The 21407-nt window shown below is 69.2% G+C and carries 21 protein-coding genes; 9 read left to right on the forward strand and 12 right to left on the reverse strand.

The window, feature by feature from the left end; all coding sequences use genetic code 11:
* Positions 1–2 precede the first annotated feature (2 nt).
* From MUN33_RS09880 to MUN33_RS09905, 6 genes are all read right to left on the reverse strand, one after another.
* The gene (locus MUN33_RS09880) at positions 3–596 is read right to left on the reverse strand and encodes a MarR family winged helix-turn-helix transcriptional regulator (RefSeq protein WP_244804748.1); all 594 of its coding nucleotides are present in this window, start codon (positions 594–596) and stop codon (positions 3–5) included.
* Positions 597–715: 119 nt separating this feature from the next.
* Complete coding sequence (gene cls / locus MUN33_RS09885) at positions 716–2275, reverse strand: cardiolipin synthase (protein WP_244804887.1); 1560 nt, start codon at positions 2273–2275, stop codon at positions 716–718.
* 5 nt (positions 2276–2280) lie between these two features.
* Positions 2281–3054 carry an exodeoxyribonuclease III gene (locus tag MUN33_RS09890; RefSeq protein WP_244804749.1) on the reverse strand — a complete coding sequence of 258 codons (774 nt, stop codon included), beginning with the start codon at positions 3052–3054 and terminating at the stop codon, positions 2281–2283.
* Positions 3055–3057: 3 nt separating this feature from the next.
* Entirely contained in the window at positions 3058–4158 is a 1101-nt protein-coding gene (locus tag MUN33_RS09895) for an N-acetylglutamate synthase, CG3035 family (protein WP_244804750.1), read from the reverse strand.
* Complete coding sequence (locus MUN33_RS09900) at positions 4151–4786, reverse strand: peptide deformylase (protein WP_244804751.1); 636 nt, start codon at positions 4784–4786, stop codon at positions 4151–4153. The genes MUN33_RS09895 and MUN33_RS09900 overlap by 8 nt, the downstream gene beginning before the upstream one ends.
* Positions 4787–4815: 29 nt before the next feature.
* Positions 4816–6153, reverse strand: a complete 1338-nt coding sequence (locus MUN33_RS09905; RefSeq protein WP_244804752.1) for an MFS transporter — start codon at positions 6151–6153, stop codon at positions 4816–4818.
* Between the two features lie 160 nt (positions 6154–6313).
* On the opposite strand from MUN33_RS09905, the gene MUN33_RS09910 reads away from it, so the two are divergent.
* The 3 genes from MUN33_RS09910 (at position 6314) to MUN33_RS09920 (ending at position 8692) form a co-directional block, all read left to right on the forward strand.
* Positions 6314–6550, forward strand: a complete 237-nt coding sequence (locus MUN33_RS09910) for a DUF3263 domain-containing protein (RefSeq protein WP_369414951.1) — start codon at positions 6314–6316, stop codon at positions 6548–6550.
* 81 nt (positions 6551–6631) lie between these two features.
* Entirely contained in the window at positions 6632–7486 is an 855-nt protein-coding gene (locus MUN33_RS09915) for a LytR C-terminal domain-containing protein (protein ID WP_244804753.1), read from the forward strand.
* Between the two features lie 24 nt (positions 7487–7510).
* Complete coding sequence (locus tag MUN33_RS09920) at positions 7511–8692, forward strand: glutamate--cysteine ligase (RefSeq protein WP_244804754.1); 1182 nt, start codon at positions 7511–7513, stop codon at positions 8690–8692.
* 335 nt (positions 8693–9027) lie between these two features.
* Here the strand turns inward: MUN33_RS09920 and MUN33_RS09925 are convergent, their stop codons facing one another.
* Both MUN33_RS09925 and MUN33_RS09930 read right to left on the reverse strand, forming a co-directional pair.
* Complete coding sequence (locus tag MUN33_RS09925) at positions 9028–9657, reverse strand: hypothetical protein (RefSeq protein WP_244804755.1); 630 nt, start codon at positions 9655–9657, stop codon at positions 9028–9030.
* Between the two features lie 225 nt (positions 9658–9882).
* Positions 9883–11301, reverse strand: coding sequence for a dipeptidase (locus MUN33_RS09930; protein WP_244804756.1), 1419 nt, complete (start codon positions 11299–11301; stop codon positions 9883–9885).
* A 228-nt stretch (positions 11302–11529) separates the two neighbouring features.
* Here MUN33_RS09930 and groL point away from each other — a divergent pair, with 228 nt between their 5' ends.
* Together groL and ppk2 are read left to right on the forward strand one after the other, a co-directional pair.
* Positions 11530–13179: a chaperonin GroEL gene (gene groL / locus MUN33_RS09935; RefSeq protein WP_244804757.1), complete on the forward strand. Its 1650-nt coding sequence runs from the start codon at positions 11530–11532 to the stop codon at positions 13177–13179.
* A 176-nt stretch (positions 13180–13355) separates the two neighbouring features.
* Complete coding sequence (gene ppk2, locus MUN33_RS09940) at positions 13356–14276, forward strand: polyphosphate kinase 2 (RefSeq protein ID WP_244804758.1); 921 nt, start codon at positions 13356–13358, stop codon at positions 14274–14276.
* Between the two features lie 26 nt (positions 14277–14302).
* Here the strand turns inward: ppk2 and MUN33_RS09945 are convergent, their stop codons facing one another.
* Positions 14303–14812 carry a MarR family winged helix-turn-helix transcriptional regulator gene (locus MUN33_RS09945; RefSeq protein ID WP_244804759.1) on the reverse strand — a complete coding sequence of 170 codons (510 nt, stop codon included), beginning with the start codon at positions 14810–14812 and terminating at the stop codon, positions 14303–14305.
* A gap of 73 nt (positions 14813–14885) precedes the next feature.
* The gene (locus MUN33_RS09950) at positions 14886–15194 is read right to left on the reverse strand and encodes a rhodanese-like domain-containing protein (protein ID WP_244804760.1); all 309 of its coding nucleotides are present in this window, start codon (positions 15192–15194) and stop codon (positions 14886–14888) included.
* Between the two features lie 167 nt (positions 15195–15361).
* Between MUN33_RS09950 and MUN33_RS09955 the strand changes: the two genes are divergently transcribed.
* Positions 15362–17329, forward strand: coding sequence for a hypothetical protein (locus MUN33_RS09955; protein ID WP_244804761.1), 1968 nt, complete (start codon positions 15362–15364; stop codon positions 17327–17329).
* A gap of 13 nt (positions 17330–17342) precedes the next feature.
* Here MUN33_RS09955 and MUN33_RS09960 read toward each other — a convergent pair whose 3' ends face one another.
* Together MUN33_RS09960 and MUN33_RS09965 are read right to left on the reverse strand one after the other, a co-directional pair.
* Positions 17343–17816: an inorganic diphosphatase gene (locus MUN33_RS09960; RefSeq protein WP_244804762.1), complete on the reverse strand. Its 474-nt coding sequence runs from the start codon at positions 17814–17816 to the stop codon at positions 17343–17345.
* A gap of 11 nt (positions 17817–17827) precedes the next feature.
* Complete coding sequence (locus MUN33_RS09965) at positions 17828–18292, reverse strand: SRPBCC family protein (protein WP_244804763.1); 465 nt, start codon at positions 18290–18292, stop codon at positions 17828–17830.
* Positions 18293–18411: 119 nt separating this feature from the next.
* Here MUN33_RS09965 and dacB point away from each other — a divergent pair, with 119 nt between their 5' ends.
* The 3 genes from dacB to hpt are packed head-to-tail and all read left to right on the forward strand — an operon-like array spanning position 18412 to position 21401.
* On the forward strand, positions 18412–19761 hold the full coding sequence (gene dacB / locus MUN33_RS09970; protein WP_244804764.1) for a D-alanyl-D-alanine carboxypeptidase/D-alanyl-D-alanine endopeptidase: 1350 nt from the start codon (positions 18412–18414) through the stop codon (positions 19759–19761).
* 21 nt (positions 19762–19782) lie between these two features.
* A complete protein-coding gene (tilS, locus tag MUN33_RS09975; RefSeq protein WP_244804765.1) occupies positions 19783–20823 on the forward strand; it encodes a tRNA lysidine(34) synthetase TilS in 1041 nt (346 codons plus the stop codon).
* On the forward strand, positions 20823–21401 hold the full coding sequence (gene hpt, locus MUN33_RS09980) for a hypoxanthine phosphoribosyltransferase (RefSeq protein WP_244804766.1): 579 nt from the start codon (positions 20823–20825) through the stop codon (positions 21399–21401). Before tilS ends, hpt begins: the two co-directional genes overlap by 1 nt.
* The last annotated feature ends 6 nt before the right edge of the window (positions 21402–21407 follow it).

Genomic DNA, 21407 nt, shown 5'->3' on the forward strand with positions numbered 1-21407 from the left:
CGTCAGTTGCGGCTACGCTGGATGTCCTCGATGAGGCTTTCGGCGGCGATGGAAAGGTTACGCAGCGCCGGCACACCGCGGCGCAGCTTCGCCAGGTCGCGGCCGTCCATACGCCGGGCGGCGCGTGCGATCAGCATCGCCCACTCGTCGGTGATCGAGTTCAGCATCTCGATGCCTTCGTCGGACAGGTAGAGGTCCTGCGCCCGGCGGTCCTGGTCGTTGGCCTGGCGCAGCACCAGCCCGGAGTTGATGAGACGGCGTACCGTGGCAGACACGTTCGACGCGCGCAGGAAGCGCAGGCGCGCGATGTCCGATACGCCGCACCCGGGGTGCTGGGCGATGAAGTGCAGGACCTCGATCTCCGACTGGGAGATCGCGAGCTTGTGGTTCGGCCGGTCCATCAGGCGGCGCAGTGCCGACAGGAAGTCGTAGACGGCCGTCGCGATCTCCGCCACGTCGACCTCGGGGAGGATCTCGGGGGCGCGGTGGCCGCGGATCTGGTCCTGGACCGGGTCGGCCCCCAGTTCGCTGATGAGGTCGGTGAAGTCGTCGGCAGACTCGGTGGAGTCCGTGGTGTCCCGGATATCTTTGGCCATGGTGGGCTCCTTGTCTGCTAATGAACTAGCTTCTGACTGGTGTTATCGGTCCGTCAGCTAACACGGTAGTCGACCCGTGGTAGTTTCTGCGGACTATTGTTTATGTCATTGTAAGCCATTTACTGTAGCGCGGATGTAAGCCGGGCAACATTCTCGACGTAGCGTCGCATCAACCGCCGGTTCCCCCACGCCTCCGCGGTGAGTTCCGTGCAGGTCGCCCGGTACCTGTCGGTCAGTTCCGTCATGGAGTCCAGCAGATCGCCGTGACCTGCGAGCATCGTGACCTCGTAGTTCAGTCCGAAGGACCGCATGTCCATGTTGGACGACCCGATGATGGCCACCTCGTCATCGGCGATGACGAACTTCGAGTGCAGGACGGCGGGGTAGGGGTAGCGGTGGATGCGGACCCCGGCCTCGAGCATCTCGGCGTAGTACGACGACTGCGCGAAGTCGACGATGGCCTGGTCGGCCTTCTCCGAGACGAACAGCTCGACCTCCACCCCCCGGTAGGCGGCGGTGGTGACGGCGTCGAGGAGCGACTCGTCCGGGATGAAGTACGGGCTGACCAGCACCAGGTGCTCTTTGGCGTGGTGCGCCACCGAGGTGAACAGCCGCAGGTTCGGTTCGGTGGTGAACCCCGGGCCGGACGGCACGACCTGGAGGATCTCGGTGCCGGAGTCGGGGACCTGCGGGGTGGTGTCGGCGTTGAGCCAGTGCGTGGCCTGCGAGGGGGACAGCAGGTCGAGTTCCTCGTTGGACTCGGTGAACCAGTCGACGGCGAAGACGGTGTCCAGGCTCATCACGATCGGCCCGGTGACCTCGACCATGACGTCGACCCAGTGCCGGCCCTTTTTCTGGTTCTTGGGCAGCAGGTAGCTGGGGTCGATCATGTTCTGGCTGCCCATGAACGCGGTGTGGCCGTCGACGACCACGATCTTGCGGTGGTTACGCAGGTCGGGTCGGCGGAAGCGCCAGCGCCACGGTTTCAGCGGCAGCATGACCATCCACTCCACCCCGATCGCGGTCAGGCGTTTCCCGAGGGAGCGGTAACCGGGGTACTTCCAGCTGCCGACGTGGTCGAACATCAGCCGGACGGTCACGCCCCGCGCCACCGCGCGTTCCAGGGCGTCGAAGAAGACCCCGGTCGTGTCGTCCCAGGCGGTGATGTAGATCTGGACGTTCACGTAGTTCTCCGCGCTGTCCACCGCGTCCGCCATCGCCTGGATGGATGCCCGGTAGTCGGAGTGCAGGGCCACGACCGTGCCCGTGGCCGCGGGCATCGAGGTCAGGTGCCGGTTGAGGTGCATCATGCTGACGATCTCGTCGGTGACCTCGAATCCCGCCGGCACGTCGGGTTCGTCGGCGCTGACCGTACGGATCAGCTCGTTGGCTTGGTTCTGGATGTTGTGCCGGCGCCGGTTGATGTACGGCGACCCCATGAACAGGAACAGGATGACCCCGGCGAAGGGGATGAGGAAGATCGCCAGCAGCCAGGCCATCGCACTGGTCGGCTTGCGCTGGGAGGGGACGTACCCCAGGGCGAGGAACTTCAGGGTGTAGTCCAGCAGCACCAGCGCCCACTGCCACCATTCGAGTCCGTCGCCGACGATGTTGCCGAACAGGGCGAACCCGAAGTTGTCCGGTGTGATGAACGACCAGAACTCGGAGGCGGACACCATGACGGTCACGGCCGGTAGTCCACGATCACCGGAGCGTGGTCGGAGGCACCCTTGCCGGAGCGCTCGGCCCGGTCCACCGTCGGGTCGGACGGGGTGAGCCCCCGTGCGTACTGCAGGTCGATCCGGATGCCCTGGTTCTTCTGGAACCGCATCGCCTGGTAGTCCCAGTAGGTGTAGGTCCCGAGGAGCGGTGCGGTGGCTTCGGTCATCCCGCCGCGCCGGACGATCTCGTCCAGGGCGCCGCGCTCCCGCGGGGTCACGTGGGTCTTGCCCTCGAACCAGGACCGGTCCCACAGGTCCTGGTCGGTGGGGATCACGTTGAAGTCCCCGACCACCACCACCGGGTCGCCGGAGTCCTTGCCCTGCTCCAGGTAGGACGCCATGCTGTCGAGGAAGTCGATCTTGTAGGTGAAGTGCCGGTCGGAGATCTCCCGTCCGTTGGGGACGTAGAGGCTCCAGACCTCGACCCCGCCACACACCGCGCCGACGGCACGGGGCTCCAGGACCGGCTCGGCGAGCGGGTCCTTGTGGAACCGGGGCTGGCCGAAGTCCGCGCGCACGTCCTCGATCCCCATCCGCGACAGGATCGCGACACCGTTCCAGGCGTTCTCGCCGACATGGGCGTACTGGTAGCCGGTGTCGGAGAAGTCGGGGAACTGGTCATCGGCGCACTTGGTCTCCTGGAGGCACAGGACGTCGACGTCCGAGCGTTCCAGGAAGTCCCGGACGCGTTGTTCCCGGTTGCGCACTGAGTTGATGTTCCAGCTGGCGATCCTCATGACCTACAGCCTATCCACTCCCGCACCGTCGGTGAGGGTCAGGCACCGGTGCCGGTGGTGCTCGGCGAAGCCGAGGGAGCGGTACAGGCCCAGCCCCGCCTCGTTGGACGCGATGACCTGCAGGTAGCTGCGCGTCGCACCGTGGTCGCGGCCCCAGTGGAGCATCGCGGTGCCCAGCAGCCGGCCCAGCCCCTGCCGACGTCGTGCGGGGACGACCTCCACGGCGGAGTAGCCGAGGTGCTGTTCACGTCCACCGGTGGTGACCGTGCCGCGGGTGACCGCGGCGAGGGTGCCGTCCACGGTGAGCCGGGCGAAGCCGAGGGTGCCGTCGATGCGTCCGGACAGGAGCCGGAGGGCGTGTTCGGGCAGGGGGCGGCCGCGGAAGTGGTAGAGACCCAGCCACTCGTCGTCCGGCTGGTCGCTGACGGAGATCCCGATGTTCGCGGGGAGGTCCGGCAGCGGCGGGAGGTCGCCCTCGAGAGAGCGGGTCATCACGATGATCTCCGGGCCGGCGTCGGTGCCGGGCAGGCCGGCGAGGTACTCGGCCGGACGGGCGACCCGGTCGGGCAGCAGGATCCTCGTCGGCAGGTCGTGCCGCCGGTAGAACGCGTGGATCTCGTCCAGCGGGACCGGGGTCGTCCCGGTCTCCGGTCCCAGGGGGACGGCCGAGTTCGACCGCTCGGTGATCCCGTCACCGGCGCGCATCAGCCAGCCGGAGACCGTGTCGTTGGTGATCCCCGGGAAGGCGGCGGCGGTGGCCTGTTCGACGGCGCGGATGTCCGAGGTACGGACCGGACGGTCGGCGAGGGTCTTGAGGACGACGACGTCGGCGGCGGGGACCGTGTGCACCACGCCGTCGGGCGTGCGGATCCGCAACGGCTCCACCGAGTCGATGACCCCGATGAGGTCGGTCACCTGCGGACGGCCCGTCGTCGGGGCGGGCACCTGCTCCGACGGGGCCCCGCCGACGAGGTGGCGCACCGTCGCCCGGGCGCCCACCCGTACGCTGCCGGGGTCGGTGCGCCGTGAGACCGGGAACGGCAGACCGGTGGTCTCCGGGGGCAGTGCCCCGGCGTGCGCCGCGGACCAGGAGGTGTCAGTCATCGTGGCCGAAGGGGTCGGGGTCCACGCCCGGGGTCCAGGAGTTGCCGGGGACGGTCCACCCCTCCCGCTTCACCATCTTCTTCGCGGCACGCCTGTTCCGGCCGATGAGGGTGTCGGTGTAGAGGAGTCCGTCGAGGTGGCCGACCTCGTGCTGCAGGCACCGGGCGAAGAACCCGTAGCCCTCGACGGAGACCGGCTCACCGCGCTCGTCGACACCGGTGACCCGTGCCCAGTCGGCACGTCCGGTGGGGAAGTCGTACCCGGGGACGGAGAGGCACCCCTCGACGTCGTCCTCCGCGTCCGGCATGGTCTCCGGGATCTCCGAGGTCTCCAGGACGGGGTTGACCACGCAGCCGCGGCGCAGGGGGCCGCCCTGCGCGTCGATCTCGGCGGCGGGCTTGCGGGTGCCGTCCGGGCCCTCGATGTCGGGGCAGTTGTAGACGAAGAGGCGCTTGGAGACGCCGACCTGGTTGGCCGCCAGACCCACGCCGTGGGCCAGGTCCAGGGTCTCGTACATGTCGGCGACGAGGGTGCCGAGCTGACCGGACCCGATCTCGGCCTCGGCGACCGGCTCGGTGGGGTGGTGGAGGACGGGGTCGCCGCAGATGACGACGGGGAGAACTGACATGTCCTCCAGAATAACCGCCGGCCCGGCGACTACACGTTGAGGTCGGACTTTTCCACGGACTTCGGCACCGACCAGACCGCGACGGCGGACACCAGTGCGATGGCGGCGAGGTAGACGCCGATCGTCCAGGTCTTCCCCGTGGAGTCGAGCAGCAGCTGGGCGATCATCGGGGCGAAGGCGCCACCGAGGATCGAACCGAGGGCGTAGCCGATCGAGGTGCCGGAGTAGCGCACCTCCGCGGGGAACATCTCGGCGTACAGGGCCGGCTGCGGTGCGTAGGACGGTGCGAGACCGACCGTGAGCACGACGATCACCAGGACCAGCCAGAGCAGTTCACCCTTGTCGACGAAGAACCACATCGGCACGGCCCACACGGCGATGAGCAGGTAGCCGATGATGAACGTCTGGCGGCGTCCGATCCGGTCGGAGATGCGGCCGGACCAGATGGTCAGGACCAGCCAGGAGACACCGCCGATGAGGGTGGCGACGAGGGTGTGGGACTTGTCCATCCCCAGGGCGTTGGAGCTGTAGGAGGAGAAGAACGCGATGATCATGTAGCCGGCGGCGTTGTTGCCGGCGAAGATCAGGGCGGCCAGCAGCACGCGGCGCCAGTGGTGGCGGAAGAGGTTCGCCAGCGGGGTGGAGGCCTCCTTGCGCCGCTTCTGCAGCTCCAGGAAGACCGGGGATTCGTCGACGGCGCGGCGGATCAGGTAGCCGACCAGGATCAGGACGACCGAGGAGACGAACGGGATGCGCCAGCCCCAGCTCTGGAACGCCTCGTCGGACAGCCCGGAGGTGAGCAGGAACATGAACGTGGACGCAAGGATCAGGCCCAGCGGGACGCCGATCTGGGGGTAGGAGCCGAACATGCCGCGCTTGTCGCGCGGGGCGTGCTCCACGGCCATCAGGGCGGCGCCGCCCCACTCGCCGCCGGCGGAGAGGCCCTGCATGATGCGCAGCAGGATCAGGAGCAGGGGAGCCAGGACACCGATCGTCTCGTAGGTGGGCAGCAGACCGATGAGGGCCGTCGCCACACCCATGCCGAACAGGGTGACGACCAGGACCATCTTGCGTCCGTAGCGGTCACCGAGGTGCCCGGCGATGACGGCGCCGAGGGGACGGAAGAGGAAGCTGATGCCGATCGTGGCCCACGCGATCACCTGGGCCAGCGGGGAGTCACCGAGAGGGGCGAAGAACAGCGGCGCGAAGACGAACGCCGCGGCCTGCGCGTAGATGAAGAAGTCGTACCACTCGATCGTCGTCCCCACGAGGGTGCCCGCCAGGACACGTTTCTGTTCGGGGGTCTGTCTCGACGAGGTGGGCGGGGGTGACGAAGGGGGCGCACTGGTGGGCGGGTGGGTGCTCATGTGTGTCTCTCTGGGTCTCTCCGGATTGAAGGACGGTCCACCGTCGGGAACAGCAGGTATGAAGGGTGGAAAGGGGGTTGTCCGGGCAGCAGTACTCTACGCAATGAACGGCCCGGGATGGAGAGAAATTACCATCTTGGGTCGGCTAAACTGATTCACCGTGGATGAACTGAGTGGTGGGGACGGAGCAGGGCTGTCGCCGCGTGATCGGGAGATGCTCGAGTTCGAGTCGTTGTGGTGGCGCGACGAGGGGGCGAAGGGCGAAGAGATCAGGCGCAGGTTCGGGGTGAGCCCGGTCCGGTACTACCAGCAACTCAACGCGTTGATCTCCCGTCCGGAGGCGATGGACGTGGCGCCGGTTGTGGTGGGGGCGCTGCTGCGGCGTCGGGACCGTTGAGTGGGGCCGGTGAGGCGGTGTCGCGACCTCCCCGGAGTGTCAGGTGGACGTTACTGGTGTGACTGGAGTTAGTATTGGGGCGTGACTGATCAGAACGGACCCCGCCACGGAGACGACTCCGTCTACGACCCGAACCCGGACACAGCCTACGACGACGAGTACGCCATCGAGCCCGCCCACGGCGCGGCCGCGGCGGGAGGCGCCGCTGCAGGTGCCGGAGCCGCCGGTTCCGCAGGGCCCGACGGTGCCGACAGGGCCGACGGGGCGGGGGGGCCGCCCCTGCGCGGCCTCGCCATGGTGCTCACCGCCGTCGCCGTCGTCCTCATCGCCTGGGGCGTCTACTCCTTCGTCGGAGGCGACGACGGAAGCGAGGACACCGCCCAGGACACCGCGACCGGCCAGGGTACCGCCGGTGCCGCGGACGGGACGTCCGGCGCCGGTGACACTCCCCGGCCCGGCGACGGCGAGCCCACCGGGGCCCCGGCGGACGACGCCGACCGTCCCGACGACGGTTCCACCGACGCCCCCGACGAGGGTGAGCGTCCGGCGGACGGCGACGCCCCCGCCGAGGGTGCCGAGCCCGGCGGTGCACCCGCGGCTCCCGAGGTCGACCGGGCCGCCACCGCGGTGACCGTCCTCAACAACAGCGGCCAGCCCGTCGCACAGTCCACGGCGGACCGCCTGCGGGGGGCGCAGTGGACGAACGTCGGCTACGGCAACCTCCAGGGCCGGATCGACGGGATCAGCGAGGAGTCGCGGGTCTACTACCGGGAAGGCGACGCACAGTCACAGGCCGCCGCCGAACAGGTCGCCGGTGACCTGGGGATCGCCGCGGTCGCCGGCAACCCGGACTACTACGACCGGTTCGGGGAGGCCGAGGTCCGCCACGGTCCGCGGGCCGACGGGGTTGTCGTCGTGCTGACCGGTCCGCTGTGACGTTGATGCAGTAACATCCTCCCCATGGAATTTCCGTCCTCCGCCCCGACGGTCGGTATCGAGTGGGAGGTGGCCCTTGTCGACCCCGAGACAAGGGACCTCGTCCCGCGCGCGCCCGAACTCGTCGACGCCCTCGACGAGCGCTTCCCGGGACACCGGGTCACCCGGGAGTTCCTCGCGAACACCGTCGAGATGGTCACCGGCGTGCACCGGACCATCCCCGACGCGGTGGAGGACCTGCGCGAACAGCTCACCCAGATCCTTACCGTGGCGGAGGACCTCGGGGTGAACGTCTTCTCCGCCGGGACGCACCCCTTCGCGCACTGGGGCGATCAGATCCTCAGCGAGAAGAGCAGCTACCAGGAGATCATCCAGCGCACCCAGTACTGGGGACGCCAGATGCTGATCTGGGGCATCCACGTCCACGTCGGGGTCGGCGGGCGCGACCGGGTGTGGCCCATCATCAACGCCGTGATGACCCAGTACCCCCACGTACTGGCGCTGTCGGCGTCCTCGCCGGCGTGGGAGGGGCTCGACACCGGGTACGCCTCGAACCGCACCCTGCTCTACCAGCAGCTGCCCACCGCAGGCATGCCCTACCAGTTCGCCGACTGGGAGGAGTGGGAGGAGTTCAACAAGGACCAGGACCGCTCCGGGGTGATCAACCACACCGGCTCCATGCACTTCGACGTCCGTCCGTCCAAGTACGGCACCGTGGAGGTACGGTTCGCCGACGCCACGATGGACATCCGCGAGGTCGCCGCCATCAGCGCCTTCATCCACTGCCTGGTCGTGCACTACGAGCGCGAATGGGAGGCGGGCCGGGAACTGCCGAGCCTGCAGCACTGGCACATCGCCGAGAACAAGTGGCGTGCGGCCCGTTACGGCCTCGAGGCGCTGATCATCACCGACCGGGACACCACCGAGCGCTGGGTGACCCAGGACATCTCCGACTGGCTGGAGGTGCTCGCCCCGATCTCCGAGGAGTTCGGGTGTGCCGAGGCGCTGCAGGACGTCCGCGGGATCATGGAGCGGGGCGGGGACTACGCCCTGCAACGCGCCGCGGCCCGCGAAGCCGGTGCGGCACTGGAGCCGGGGACGCGCACCCGGGGAGACGTGGGCGCCGAGGAGGGGTTCACCCAGCCCGAGTCGTGGATCGCCGCGGTGGATCTGACGGTCGACACCCTGAGGGCCTCGGTGCGCTAGGGGGCGTGGCTGCCGGGGTCAGACGCCGGGGAGACAGCAACCCCGGAGGTTGGTCCCACCATCCTCCGGGGTTGCTCCGTGCGGTGCGCAGTCCTGACGGCCACCGCCGCCCCCACAGGACGGCCCGTCACCCCGGGCGGACGTGTCCCCGCGGACCGTTGATGTCGCGCGATCACCCTCCTGGGCAGCGGATCGAGGTGTTCCGCTACCTGGGAGGGCGACTATTCCACATCCGTGGCGAGCGCGGCCGTGCCTGAAGGGCAGGAGCTCACGAGCCCAGGAGATCACGAGGCCAGGGGATCACGAGCCTACGAGCCCACGAGGGTCGAGCGACCCTACCCGTGCAGTCGACCGGCCGCGGAAGCCAGGGCGCCGGCGATGGAGAGGTCCCGGTCGGCGCCGAAGCCGACGGCCCAGACCTTCTTGGTCTCGTGCTGGGCGAAGACGAAGGTGACCGTGGCCTCGAAGATGTCGTACTGGTGGAACTCGAGGATCTCGACGCGCCGGCCGTGGTCGGCGAGGATCTGCGTCATGGCGGAGGCCGCACCCATCGAGGTGATCGAGACCTGCGTCCCGGCGTCCTCGCGCAGGCCGGTGATCGTCATGTCGAAGTCACGGCGGCCGGCGGAGCGGCGGGTGGTGGTCATCGACTCGACCCGGTAGGTCGACGGTGCGTAGGTGGCGATGAACTTGCGCCACTCCATACCGCGCGCCTCCTGCCGCATCCCGGCGGGCAACCGCTGGCCGAAGCGCGCGCGGAACGGGTCCTCGGCGAAGACCCGGGTACGGCTACGGCGCTTCTCCAGCCGGGTCTGGTTGCCTTCCCGGTAGGTCACGGCGGTGGAACGGCGCAGGCCGGGACGGTCGGTGTAGACGGGGGCGAGTCGCTCGTCGCGGGCCTCGTCGGGGCGGGCGAAGCGAATCATCGTGGTGGTGGGCATCCGGTTGTCCTGTGACTCGAACATGAGTTGGGTCTTCCCTTGTGCTGGTTGCTGTCGGTGGGATGTGGACCGACGCAGCCGCCTGCGAGTAGCGTGACTTCCCCGTGGTGGAGGGGTCAGTCCGCGCCTCCACCCGGGTGGGCTACTCGCTTAAGGGTGTTGATCATGACGATGATGTTATCTGTATCACTGCCTTGAGGCAAGCCCGTGGCCACCTCCCGGTCACCGGCGACCGGGAGGGCCCGGCCCTCAGCGGCGGGGGAGCCGGCCGGAGCGGGCGAGGAACAGCAGTTCAGCGGTGCCGATCGCGGCGATCTCGCCGGGGTCCACCGACTCGTCGGCCGAGTGGATCCGGCATGACGGTTCCTCGATGCCGAACAGGGCGAGTTCGGCGGACGGGTACTTCTCCAGCAGGGCGTTGCTCAGCGGGATGGACCCGCCGGAGCCGATCTCGGCGGTCTCGTCCGCCCCGTAGGCGTCCGCCAGGGCCTGCGACAGCAGCGTGAGCGCCGGGCCGGAGGTGTCCGCGGAGAAGGGGGAGGCCAGGGAACCCCGTTCGATGCTGATGCGGGCGTTGTGCGGGACGTGGGACTCCAGGTGCCGGACCAGGGCGTCCTGCCCCTGCTTCGGGTCCATTCCCGGCGGGATGCGCAGGCTGACCTCGGCGCCGGCGGCGGAGACCACGGCGTTGACGGCGTCGGCGACGGAGAGGGAGTCCAGTCCGGTGACCGTGATGGCCGGGCGGGAGATGGTGAGGTCGTTCGGGTTGAGGCCCTGGGCTGTGCCGAGGACGTCGACACCCTCGAGGACACCGGCGTCCGCGCGGAACGTCGCCTCGTCGGGGCCCCGTCCCTCCCAGTGTGCCTCGGAGGACAGGCCGTCGACGGCGACGAGGCCGTCGTCGTGCAGGGTGGCCAGCAGGTGGATCAGCGACAGCAGGGCGTCCGGGGCGGCGCCGCCGAACTGGCCGGAGTGCATGGGCTGTTCGAGCGTCTGCAGCCGGACGGTGACGGGTGCGGTGCCGCGCAGGGCGGTGCAGACGGCGGGGACGCCGAGGGCGTCGTTGCCGGAGTCGGCGATGAGGAAGGTGTCGGCGGCGAAGAGCTCCGGGTTGGACGACAGGAGGTCCTCCAGGCCGTAGCCGCCGCGCTCCTCGGAGCCTTCGACGACCACGCGGATGCCGATGCTCGACAGGGCGGTGGCGGTGTCGTCGTCCAGGTCGCCGGAGTCGAGGAGGGCGTTGACCGCGCGCAGCACGGCGAGGTGCATGACGACGTGGCCCTTGCAGTCCGCGGCGCCGCGTCCGTACCAGCGGCCGTCGCGTTCGGTGAGCTCCCAGGGGGACGACGTCCAGTTGTCGACGTCGCTGGCCGGCTGCACGTCGTAGTGCGAGTAGAGCAGGACGGTGGGCCAGCCCTCGGCTGCCTCGCGCACGCCGATGACCGACACCGAGCCGTCTGTGGTGGTGTGCGGTTCGACGGGGACGCCCTCGGCGCGGAAGGCCTCGGTGACCCACCGGGCGGCGGCGGCGTTGTCCTCCTCGAGCCCGGGCGTGGAGTGCACGGAGCGGAAAGCGACGAGGTCGCGGAGTGCCTGCTGCAGCCACGGCATCTGTTCGGCGACGGCCGCGCGGGCCGATTCTGCGGTGAGGGTGTTGTGCTCTGTCATGGACTCCAGCGTAGCCGCGCCCGCCACCTTGCACTCGGCGGGGGAGACTGCTAGAAACGGGAGCTAGCACTTGCTCATGCGGAGTGCCAGAACGAACAACAGAAATGAAGTCTCACTCAGGTGCAGTGAGGGTGGACGTCGCGGCATGCGTCCATCCGTGCCGTCGCGGGCGCTGGATCTGATCCGAACGTGTCGCTCCTATCTCTACAACGGAGGATCAAGAGCCACATGGCAAAGATGATTGCATTCGACGAGGAAGCTCGCCGCGGTCTGGAGAAGGGTCTCAACACCCTCGCCGACGCGGTGAAGGTCACCCTCGGCCCCAAGGGCCGTAACGTTGTGCTCGAGCGCAAGTGGGGTGCCCCGATGATCACCAACGACGGTGTCACCATCGCCCGGGAGATCGACCTCGAGGACCCCTACGAGAAGATCGGTGCCGAGCTCGTCAAGGAGGTCGCCAAGAAGACCGACGACGTCGCAGGCGACGGCACCACCACCGCCACCGTGCTGGCACAGTCCCTGGTCAAGGAGGGCCTGCGCAACGTCGCGGCCGGTTCCAACCCCATGGGCATCAAGCGCGGCATCCAGGCCGGTGTCGAGAAGGTCACCGAGGCGCTGCTGGCCGGTGCCAAGGAGATCGAGACCCGTGAGCAGATCGCCGCGACCGCCGGCATCTCCGCCGCGGACGAGAAGATCGGCGAGCTGATCGCCGAGGCGATGTACGCCGTCGGCGACGGTGAGCTGAACAAGGACGGTGTCATCACCGTCGAGGAGTCCAACGCCTTCGGCGTCACCCTCGAGACCACCGAGGGCATGCGCTTCGACAAGGGCTACCTGTCGGCCTACTTCGCCACCGACGCAGAGCGCGGCGAGGCTGTCCTGGAGGACCCGTACATCCTGCTGGTCTCCTCCAAGATCTCCAACGTCAAGGACCTCCTGCCGCTGCTGGAGAAGATCATGCAGTCCGGTAAGCCGCTGCTGATCATCGCCGAGGACGTCGAGGGCGAGGCCCTGTCGACCCTGGTGCTCAACAAGATCCGCGGCACCTTCAAGTCCGTCGCCGTGAAGGCCCCGGGCTTCGGCGACCGCCGCAAGGCCCAGCTGCAGGACATCGCCATCCTCACCGGTGGCCAGGTCATCGCCGAGGAGGTCGGCCTGACCCTCGAGTCCGCTGATCTGCCCCTGCTGGGTACCGCACGCAAGGTCGTCATCACCAAGGACGACACCACCATCGTCGACGGTGCCGGCTCCGCCGAGCAGCTGGCCGGACGTGTCCGCCAGATCCGTCAGGAGATCGAGAACGCCGACTCCGACTACGACAAGGAGAAGCTGCAGGAGCGCCTGGCCAAGCTGGCCGGCGGCGTCGCGGTCCTCCAGGTCGGTGCCGCCACCGAGGTGGAGCTCAAGGAGCGCAAGCACCGCATCGAGGACGCCGTGCGCAACGCCAAGGCTGCCGCCGACGAGGGCATCGTCGCCGGCGGTGGCGCCTCGCTGCTGCAGGCCGCCCACGTGCTGGACGGCAACCTCGGCCTGGAGGGCGACGAGGCCACGGGCGTGCAGATCGTCCAGGCCGCGCTGTCCGCGCCGCTGAAGCAGATCGCCTTCAACGCCGGCCTCGAGCCCGGCGTGGTCGTCGACAAGGTCGCCGGCCTGGACGCGGGCCATGGCCTGAACGCCGCCACCGGCGAGTACGTCGACCTGCTGTCCGCGGGCATCTCCGACCCGGTCAAGGTCACCCGTTCCGCACTGCAGAACGCGGCCTCCATCGCCAGCCTCTTCCTCACCACCGAGGCTGTCGTCGCCGACAAGCCGGAGCCCGAGGCTGCCGGCGCCGGTGCCGACGAGATGGCCGGCATGGGCGGCATGGGCGGATTCTGATCCATCCGGGCCCGTCGGGTCCATCGGGCCCAGGCCGCCTGACGCGCTGACCGACCCCGCCCCGGACCACGGTGACAACCGTGGTCCGGGGCGGGGTCGTCCTGTATCCACCACCGGCGGGGGTGGCGCGTCCCACACGCCGTGTGGTGCGGTGGAGGAACGATTAGCATGGGGGTATGACCAACGACAGTAGCGACCAGAACGCGACGGACGTGCAGGAATTCCACATCGTCGATCTGGCGGCGACTGAGGGCTACATCGTCGACGATTCGGACGAGGACGACCCGGTCCTGATCACCCCGGACGGCCACCGCGTCGACACGTGGCGGGAGAACTACCCCTACGAGGAACGGATCAGCCGCGAGGAGTACGAGACCACCAAGCGGGCCCTCCAGATCGAGCTGCTGAAGTGGCAGAACTGGACCAAGGACACCGGCCAGAAGCACATCATCCTCTTCGAGGGGCGTGACGCCGCCGGTAAGGGCGGGACGATCAAGCGCTTCAACGAGCACCTCAACCCCCGTGGCGCGCGCACTGTCGCCCTGGAGAAGCCGAGTCCCCGGGAGTCGACGTCCTGGTACTTCCAGCGCTACATCCAGAACTTCCCGTGCGCCGGGGAGATCGTCTTCTTCGACCGCTCCTGGTACAACCGCTCGGGGGTGGAGCGGGTGATGGGGTTCTGCACCGACGACCAGCACGCGGAGTTCCTGCGAGAGGTGCCGATGCTGGAGAACATGCTCATGGGCTCCGACATCAGCCTGACGAAGCTGTGGTTCTCGGTGACCCAGAAGGAGCAGCGCACCCGGTTCGCCATCCGTCAGGTCGACCCGGTGCGGCAGTGGAAACTGTCCCCGATGGACCTGGCCTCCCTGGACAAGTGGGACGACTACACCCGCGCCAAGGAGGAGCAGTTCCGGTACACCGACACCAACGAGTCCCCGTGGATCACCATCAAGTCGAACGACAAGAAGCGCGCGCGGCTCAACGCGATGCGCTACGTGCTGAGCAAGTTCGACTACACCGGTAAGGACTACGACGTGGTGGGGCGTCCGGACCCGAAGATCGTGAAGCGCGGACGCGACCAGATCGGCGACTGACTGGCGTCAGCCAGTGTCGGCCGGTATCAGCCGGCGTCGGCCCGTGGGACGTCGCCGGAGGTGTCGTCGGACCCCTCAAGCTCGTCGGTGCTCTCCTCCTCGGCGGCGATGATCGACTTCGCCAGCTTCTTGAGGTGCTTCAGCTGCTTGGACGTGGATTCGTCGAGTGCCTCGTCCTCGGCGTTCTGCACGATAGGGGACAGCATCAGCTGCGTCTTGTGCCCCTTCTTCGTGACCGAGATGATCTGTCGGCGCCGGTCCTTGGGGTCCTTGTCGCGCTTGGCCAGCTTGCGCTTCTCCAGCGAGTCGACGAGCCGTACCATGTCCGAGCGGTCCACCCCGATGATCTCGCCGAGCTCGGCCTGGCTGGCGGCGTCCCCGTCGACCAGATACGTCAGCACCCAGTACTCCCGGAGGTTGAACCCCTTGGACATCAGCGCGGACTCGACGAACAGGCGCGTGCGCCGACGGAGGCGCTCGAGCTGGAAGGACGGTGACTTCAGGAGCTCGCTGGGCAGATGCGCTGTCTCTGGCATGTCCCCACTCTATCTTCTGCCGGGTGGGAAACGCGAACTATGGGGTGTCCCCGCTATTGTGTGGGGGATGGTTCTAGCCCTCGGTGCCGACGATCGGCAGGCCGGCGTCCCGCCACCCGATGGTGCCCGAGCCGACGTTGATGGTGTCGATGCCGTTCATCTCCAGCCACTGTGCGGCCTTGGCAGACCGGCCGCCGGAGAGACAGATGAGGTAGATGTCCCGGTCGAAGTCGAACTCGCCGTAGCGGGACTGGAGCTCGGAGAGCGGCAGGTTGACCGCGCCTTCGGCGTGCCACTGGTTGTACTCGTCCGGCTCGCGGATGTCGATGAGCTGGGCTCCAGCCGGGACGTCGGTCGGTGTCACTGTCTCGAAATCACTCATGCCGACCAAGTTTACGCCGGGTCGGGGGACACGGTCCACGGGGAGTGCGCAGGGGACGCCCGGGGGTCCGGTCGGCGCACGGGAACGGGTGTTCGGTGCGCGCGTCGAGCGTCTGGCCCGGCGGATAAGGTCCGCACGGTGGTGTCACCCCGACAGAGGAGTTCAACGTGACCAGACAGGTTCCCTCGTGGAGTCGACTTCTGGACCTGATGGCGGCAGGCCGCCGCCAGCCGGTGTCCGGCGTCGTCGTTGTCGCCGGTGAGACGGACCGTCGTGCGTATCCGACGGCGTTCGGTCTGCCGGTCGCCCGCGTCCCGGTGCCGGTGGGGGAGTACGCGTACGTCCGGGACGGGGCATGCTTCCGTCTGGACCAGGTCGAGGGGTCCGGCCTCCTGGCCTGCGACGGGATATCGCTGGTGTGGCGGGGTATGGAGGTACCTGGACAGTCCGGGGTCGAGTCGGACGGCGCGTGGGAGTTGGAGTGTGCGTCGCCCGGTTTCTTCGACGGGGTCTGTCTCGACAGACTGCTTGACCGTGCCTTTCCTGCCGGGGAGATCCGTCCCGGGACATGGCTCGGCAGGGACGTGTGGCGCGTACCTGGACTGCCTGACGAGGTGCGGGATCACCGGTGGGCGGGTCACGGGCCGGCCGGCGACCTCCGTGAGCCCCGCGAGATGGTGGTGGACGCGGACACCGGCGTTGTCCTCCGGCTTTCCCGCGGGACGGGGACCGCGGAGTACGTCGAGGTGGAGTTCCCGTCCGTGATTGACGTGGGGGAGGATTTCTGGACGCCGTCGGTCGACATGGTCGAGGAGTCCGCCCGTCCGGTGGAGGCGGTGCCGCAGCGATGTCCACGGCGTGCACCGGCCACGGCCGTGATACCGGACCCGGCGTTCGGGGCGGTGCTCGACAGTCTCCGCGTCCCGTCGCCCGGTCCGTTGCCGGACGGCCACCGCAGCATCCGGGTCCACGGGACGCGGAGATGGTCGGTGGGGGAGACCGTGGAGATGCAGCTGGAGTTCACGGAGACCGACGGTGACGCGGCACCGGTCGTCGCCTACGCCGAGCTCCGGGGGAGTCCTGATACACGGAGGGCGCGGGAGCCGTGGCGCGTGATACTGCACGGGGACGGATGGTCGGCAGGCTGGTGGACGGAGGAGCCGGTCACCGGGTACGTGGAGCGCAGGGGAACGTTCTCGGTGTCCGAGGAGTCCATGTACGCCGTGACCCCGACCAGGGGGAACGTCCACAGCATCAGGCTGCGCTGTCGGGAGGCCGTGGTCCCCGGTGCTGTCCCCGGCGCACCCCGGGACGATGCCGTCGTGCATGAACTGGATGTCGCACAGGTCGACGGGTGTCTTCCCTACTACATCAGCCACGACGAGACGGTGATGGCGACGACCACCTCCGTCGAGGTCGTCATCGACCTCGAGGATGTGCCACCACCGGCGATCACGGAGGGCCCGGATCCTCGTGTCGTCCGTGAGTTCGGGGTCACGGCAGACAGGCGGTCGGGCGAGCGCACCCTGTGGTGGACCCCGGAGCCGACGATCCCCGTGCTCTACTGGCGGGTGCTCACGACAGGGGGAGCCGGTGGGTTCCGGAGCGCGTGCATCGTCGCCGCCGTCGAGGCCACCCGGGCGGACCCGGTGCGCATTGAGGTGGATCCGGACGGCTGTGGAGGAACGGTGTCCTGTGCAGGACGGACATTCGGTCTTCGCCGGTGGTGGAATCTCGGGCACGGTGAGCCGGAGGTCCTGACAGGACGGGACGCGCCGGGCTGGAGGTGCGGGGAGTGGTCCATCGACTACCGCGACGGGGTCCTCGTCCGGTCCGATGAATCTGGCTCTGTCGTCGAACGGTCGCGGCCGGAACCCGGTCTCCGGGACTTCCGTGGCGTCGGGCCGTGGACAGGGTGCGTTTCCGGGACACGGGACGGTGTGGAGTTCCGGCTCCTGGACCCTGTCACCCTGACCTGTGAGGCCGTGTTCCACGTCCGGTCGACGAGCGTGTGCACGCAATGGGTCGACGGGGAACTCTGGTTGGCCGACGGAGAGTTACGCGTGATGACCCGGGAATCCCCCGGGCAGTGGACGGAGCGCCCGGTGACAGCCGGTCGCCGGCGGTCCAGGTGAGGGACGTCCGACCCTACTTGTGGCGCTCGACGGCCTCGGCGAGGATCCGCTCGGCCTCGGCACGGTCGCCCCAGCCCGAACCGTTGACTTCCTTGCCGGGCTCCAGGTCCTTGTAGTGGACGAAGAAGTGCTCGATCTCGTCCTTGACGTCCTGGGCGATGTCGTCGATGTCCTGGAACTTCTCGTAGCGCACGTCGTCGACGACGCAGAGCAGCTTGTCGTCGCCGCCGGCCTCGTCGGTCATCTTGAAGACGCCGACCGGGCGGGCCTCGACGATGACGCCGGGGAAGACCGACTCCGGGAGGATCACCAGGGCGTCCAGCGGGTCGCCGTCCTCACCGAGGGTGTCGTCGATGAAGCCGTAGTCGGCCGGGTAGGCCATCGGGGTGAAGAGGTAGCGGTCCAGGTAGACCTTGCCGGTCTTGTGGTCGACCTCGTACTTGTTGCGGGAACCCTTGGGGATTTCGATGGTGACTTCGATGCTCATGGCACGTGAGTTTACCCTGTCCGCTCGGCGGTGGCCGCGATGGCCGCCACGGTCTGCTCCATGCCGGCACGCAGCCGGGCCTCGAAATCCTCGGTCCCGCCGAGCGCGACGGCGACCATGGCGCGGGAGACCACGGTGGTGTCGCCGTTGACGGTGCGGGACTCGGTGAGCGTGGTCGTGCCGTCGCCGTTGTCGGTGAGGGCGAAACGCCAGTGTGTCCCGTTGATCGGCACGCGCCACTCCAGGATCGACTCCGGGGACCACCGGGTGATCTTCGACCAGGTCGGCCAGAACAGCAGGCCCTGTCGGTTGAGGTTCAGCGTGGTCGTCCCCACCCCGGGCGGGCCGCCGAGCACGAGCATCTTCTTGCACTGGGGGCTACGGTCGCCGATGGCCGAGAGGTCGGAGACAGCGGCCCAGACGGCGGCGGGGGTGGCGTTGATGGTGCGTGTGGTGCTGATCAGGGGGGTCGTCATGGCACTGACCATACGGTGTGGCCGTCGGGCGGCGCAGGATAATCCGCGAGGACGGGCGTCGGATACGCTGGTGTGGTCACACCCGAGCATCTCTCTCGCAGGAAGGCCCCGATGCCCTGATGAGCAAGTCCGCCTCGCGCCGTTGGCTGTACGGCATCCTGGCATTCCTGGTGGTCGTGGTGGTGGTCGTCGCCACCGCACTGGTGGTGCACCAGCGCAACGCCTACACCGTGGCTGACGCGGAACCGCTGCCTGAGCCCACGGGCGTGCTCGCCCCGGCGCAGACGGAGGGGGCGGCGCCGGACGTCAGCGACGAGCTGTCGGCGAAGGCCTCCGACCCGGCGTTGGGCCGACTGTCGGGGCACGTCACCGACCTCGCCACCGGCGAGGAGATCTGGTCGGTGAAACCGGACACGATGCTTGTCCCGGCCTCGGCGACGAAGCTGACGACGGCCGCCGCGGCCCTCGTCACGCTCGACGGGGACGACCGCGTCGCCACGCGGGTCTACCCGGGGGCGAAGGCGGGGCAGGTCGTGCTGAAGGGGGACGGGGACGTCACCCTGGAACGGTCCGAGGGGACGGGGTTCTTCACGGACCCGGCGAACATCGACGAACTCGCCGCCCAGGTCGACGCGGCGCTCGGCGGGGACGCGGTGACCGAGGTCGTGGTGGACAACTCCGTGCGGGAGGGGTCCCTGTTCAACAAGACCTGGTCGCGGGACGACATCGGCGCCGGGAACGTCGCCCCGCTGTCGGCGGTGATGATGGACGCCGGACGACTGGACCCCTCGGAGTCCTACTCGTCGCGGTCGTCGACCCCCGCCTCGGACGTGGGGGACTCCCTCGCCGCGGCGCTGGGGGCCGACGGCGCCACGGTGTCGGTCACGGACAAGGCGGTCGACGTCGGCGGACGGGACCCGCTGGGGACGGTGTACTCGGCACCGTTGAGTATCCGGATCCGCGACATGCTCCTGCACAGCGACAACCTGCTCGCCGAGGCGGTCGCCAGGGAGGTCGCGCAGGCCCGCGGCGAGTCCCCGACGTTCGAGGGTGCGGCGAAAGCCACCCTGGACGCGTTGACGGAGGAGGGGATCGACGTCGGCAAGGCGGTGCTGCGCGACAACTCCGGGATGAGCGAGGACAACCGGCTCAACGCGCGGATCCTGGACGCGGTCGTGGCCGCCGCCGGGACCGACGACGACCTGCGGGTCCTGCTGGACGGCCTTCCGGTCGCGGCCGGGGACGGGACGCTCGTCGACCGGTACGGGGAGGGCTCCGGGGCCACCGCCGGCGCGGGCTGGGTCCGGGCGAAGACCGGCACCCTGGACGGGGTGAACACCCTGGCGGGCACGGTGACCACCGACGGCGGGCGCACGCTGAGTTTCGCCTTCCTCTCGAACGGTTCCGACGCAGGCGCGGGGCGGGCGGCACTGGACCGGCTCGCCGCGGCGCTGCGGTCGGCGTCGTGACGGACGCATGGTGACGGACACATGATCGACACCCCGCACACCCTGGAGGTGCGTCGGAGCCTGCGACGTTTCCTCGCCGGGCAGGCGTCCCGCCTGGCCCCGGGGGACGCGGTGGTCTGCGGGGTGTCCGGGGGCGGGGACTCCCTGGCGCTGGCGGCGGCCTGTGTCCATGCCGGCCTCGCCGTCACCACGGTCACCGTCGACCACGGCCTGCAGGACGGTTCGGCCCAGGTGGCGGACGACGCCGCACGCACCTGTACCGAACTGGGGGCGACGGCGCGGACGGTGCGGGTGCAGGTCACCGGCGCGGGGGAGGCGGGCGCGCGGGCCGCGCGGTACCGGGCGTTGGGGGAGTGCGCCGACGGACGGCCCGTCCTGGTGGCGCACACCGCCGACGACGACGCCGAGGGGCTGCTGCTGGCGCTGGCACGCGGGTCGGGGACAGGCAGCCTCGCGGGCCTGCGGGAGGTCTCCGACGAGCACCCGGTCGTGGCGGCCGGGGCAGGATGGCTGGGGCGCCCGCTGCTGCATGCCCGCCGCGCCGACACGGTGGGCAGCTGTGCCGAGCTGGGCCTGGCGGTCTGGCACGACCCGCACAACACCAGCAGTGAGGTCCTTCGATCACGGGTGCGCCACGAGCTGCTGCCCCTGGCCCGGGAGATCCTCGGCGCACACGTGGGCGACGCCCTGGCGCGCTCGGCGCGGATGCTGCGCGAGGACGCCGACCTGCTCGACGGGCAGGCGCGTCGGCTGCTCGGGGACGCGCTGGGCGATCCCGGGGTCGGCGGCGCCGGCAGCCTCCCGGTGGACGCGGTCGCCGGGTGCCCGGCGCCGGTGCGTCGGCGCGTCCTGCGCCAGTGGCTGGGCCCGTGGGTGGGGCCGCTGACCTCGCGGCACCTGGAGGCCGTGGATGCGCTGGTCGCCGACTGGCACGGGCAGGGGGCCGTCGCGGTCCCGTGCCCGGCCTCTACAATGGGTGGCACCCGCCGACTGGTGGTGCGTCGCCGCCGTACGCCCGCCGGCAGTCAGCTAGTACTAGAGCAAGAGGACAGGACCCCGTGATGATCGCCAAGAGCACCGACGTACCCGACAACTGTTACGGCGACGACGTCGAGGGTGTTCTCGTCGACGAGGCCACGCTCCACGCCAGGATCGCCGAGATGGCGACGGCGGCCAGCGACCGCTACCGGGGCGAGGAGCAGGACACGATCCTGCTGTGCGTCCTGAAGGGGGCGACCTACTTCATCGCGGACTTCGCCCGGGCGATGGACATCCCCACCCAGATGGAGTTCATGGCGTTGTCCACCTACGGGCAGTCGGCGGAGTCCTCCGGCACCGTGGAGATCCGCATGGACCTGACACGGGACATCGCCGGCCGCAACGTGATCATCCTGGAGGACATCATCGAGTCGGGGATCACCCTGCACTGGCTGGTCGACCACCTGAAGGGCCGGGGGCCGAAGAACCTGGAGGTGGTCACCCTGCTGCGTAAGCCCGAGGCGGTGCAGCGCGAGGTGGAGGCGACCGACATCGGGTTCGACATCCCCAGCGACTTCGTCGTCGGCTACGGCCTGGACTACGCGGAGCGTTACCGTGACCTGCCCTGGGTCGGGACGTTGCGTCCCAGCGTGTACAGCTAGGAACGG

Origin of the sequence: Corynebacterium kalidii (genome assembly GCF_022869005.1) — a bacterium.
Lineage (GTDB): Bacteria > Actinomycetota > Actinomycetes > Mycobacteriales > Mycobacteriaceae > Corynebacterium > Corynebacterium kalidii.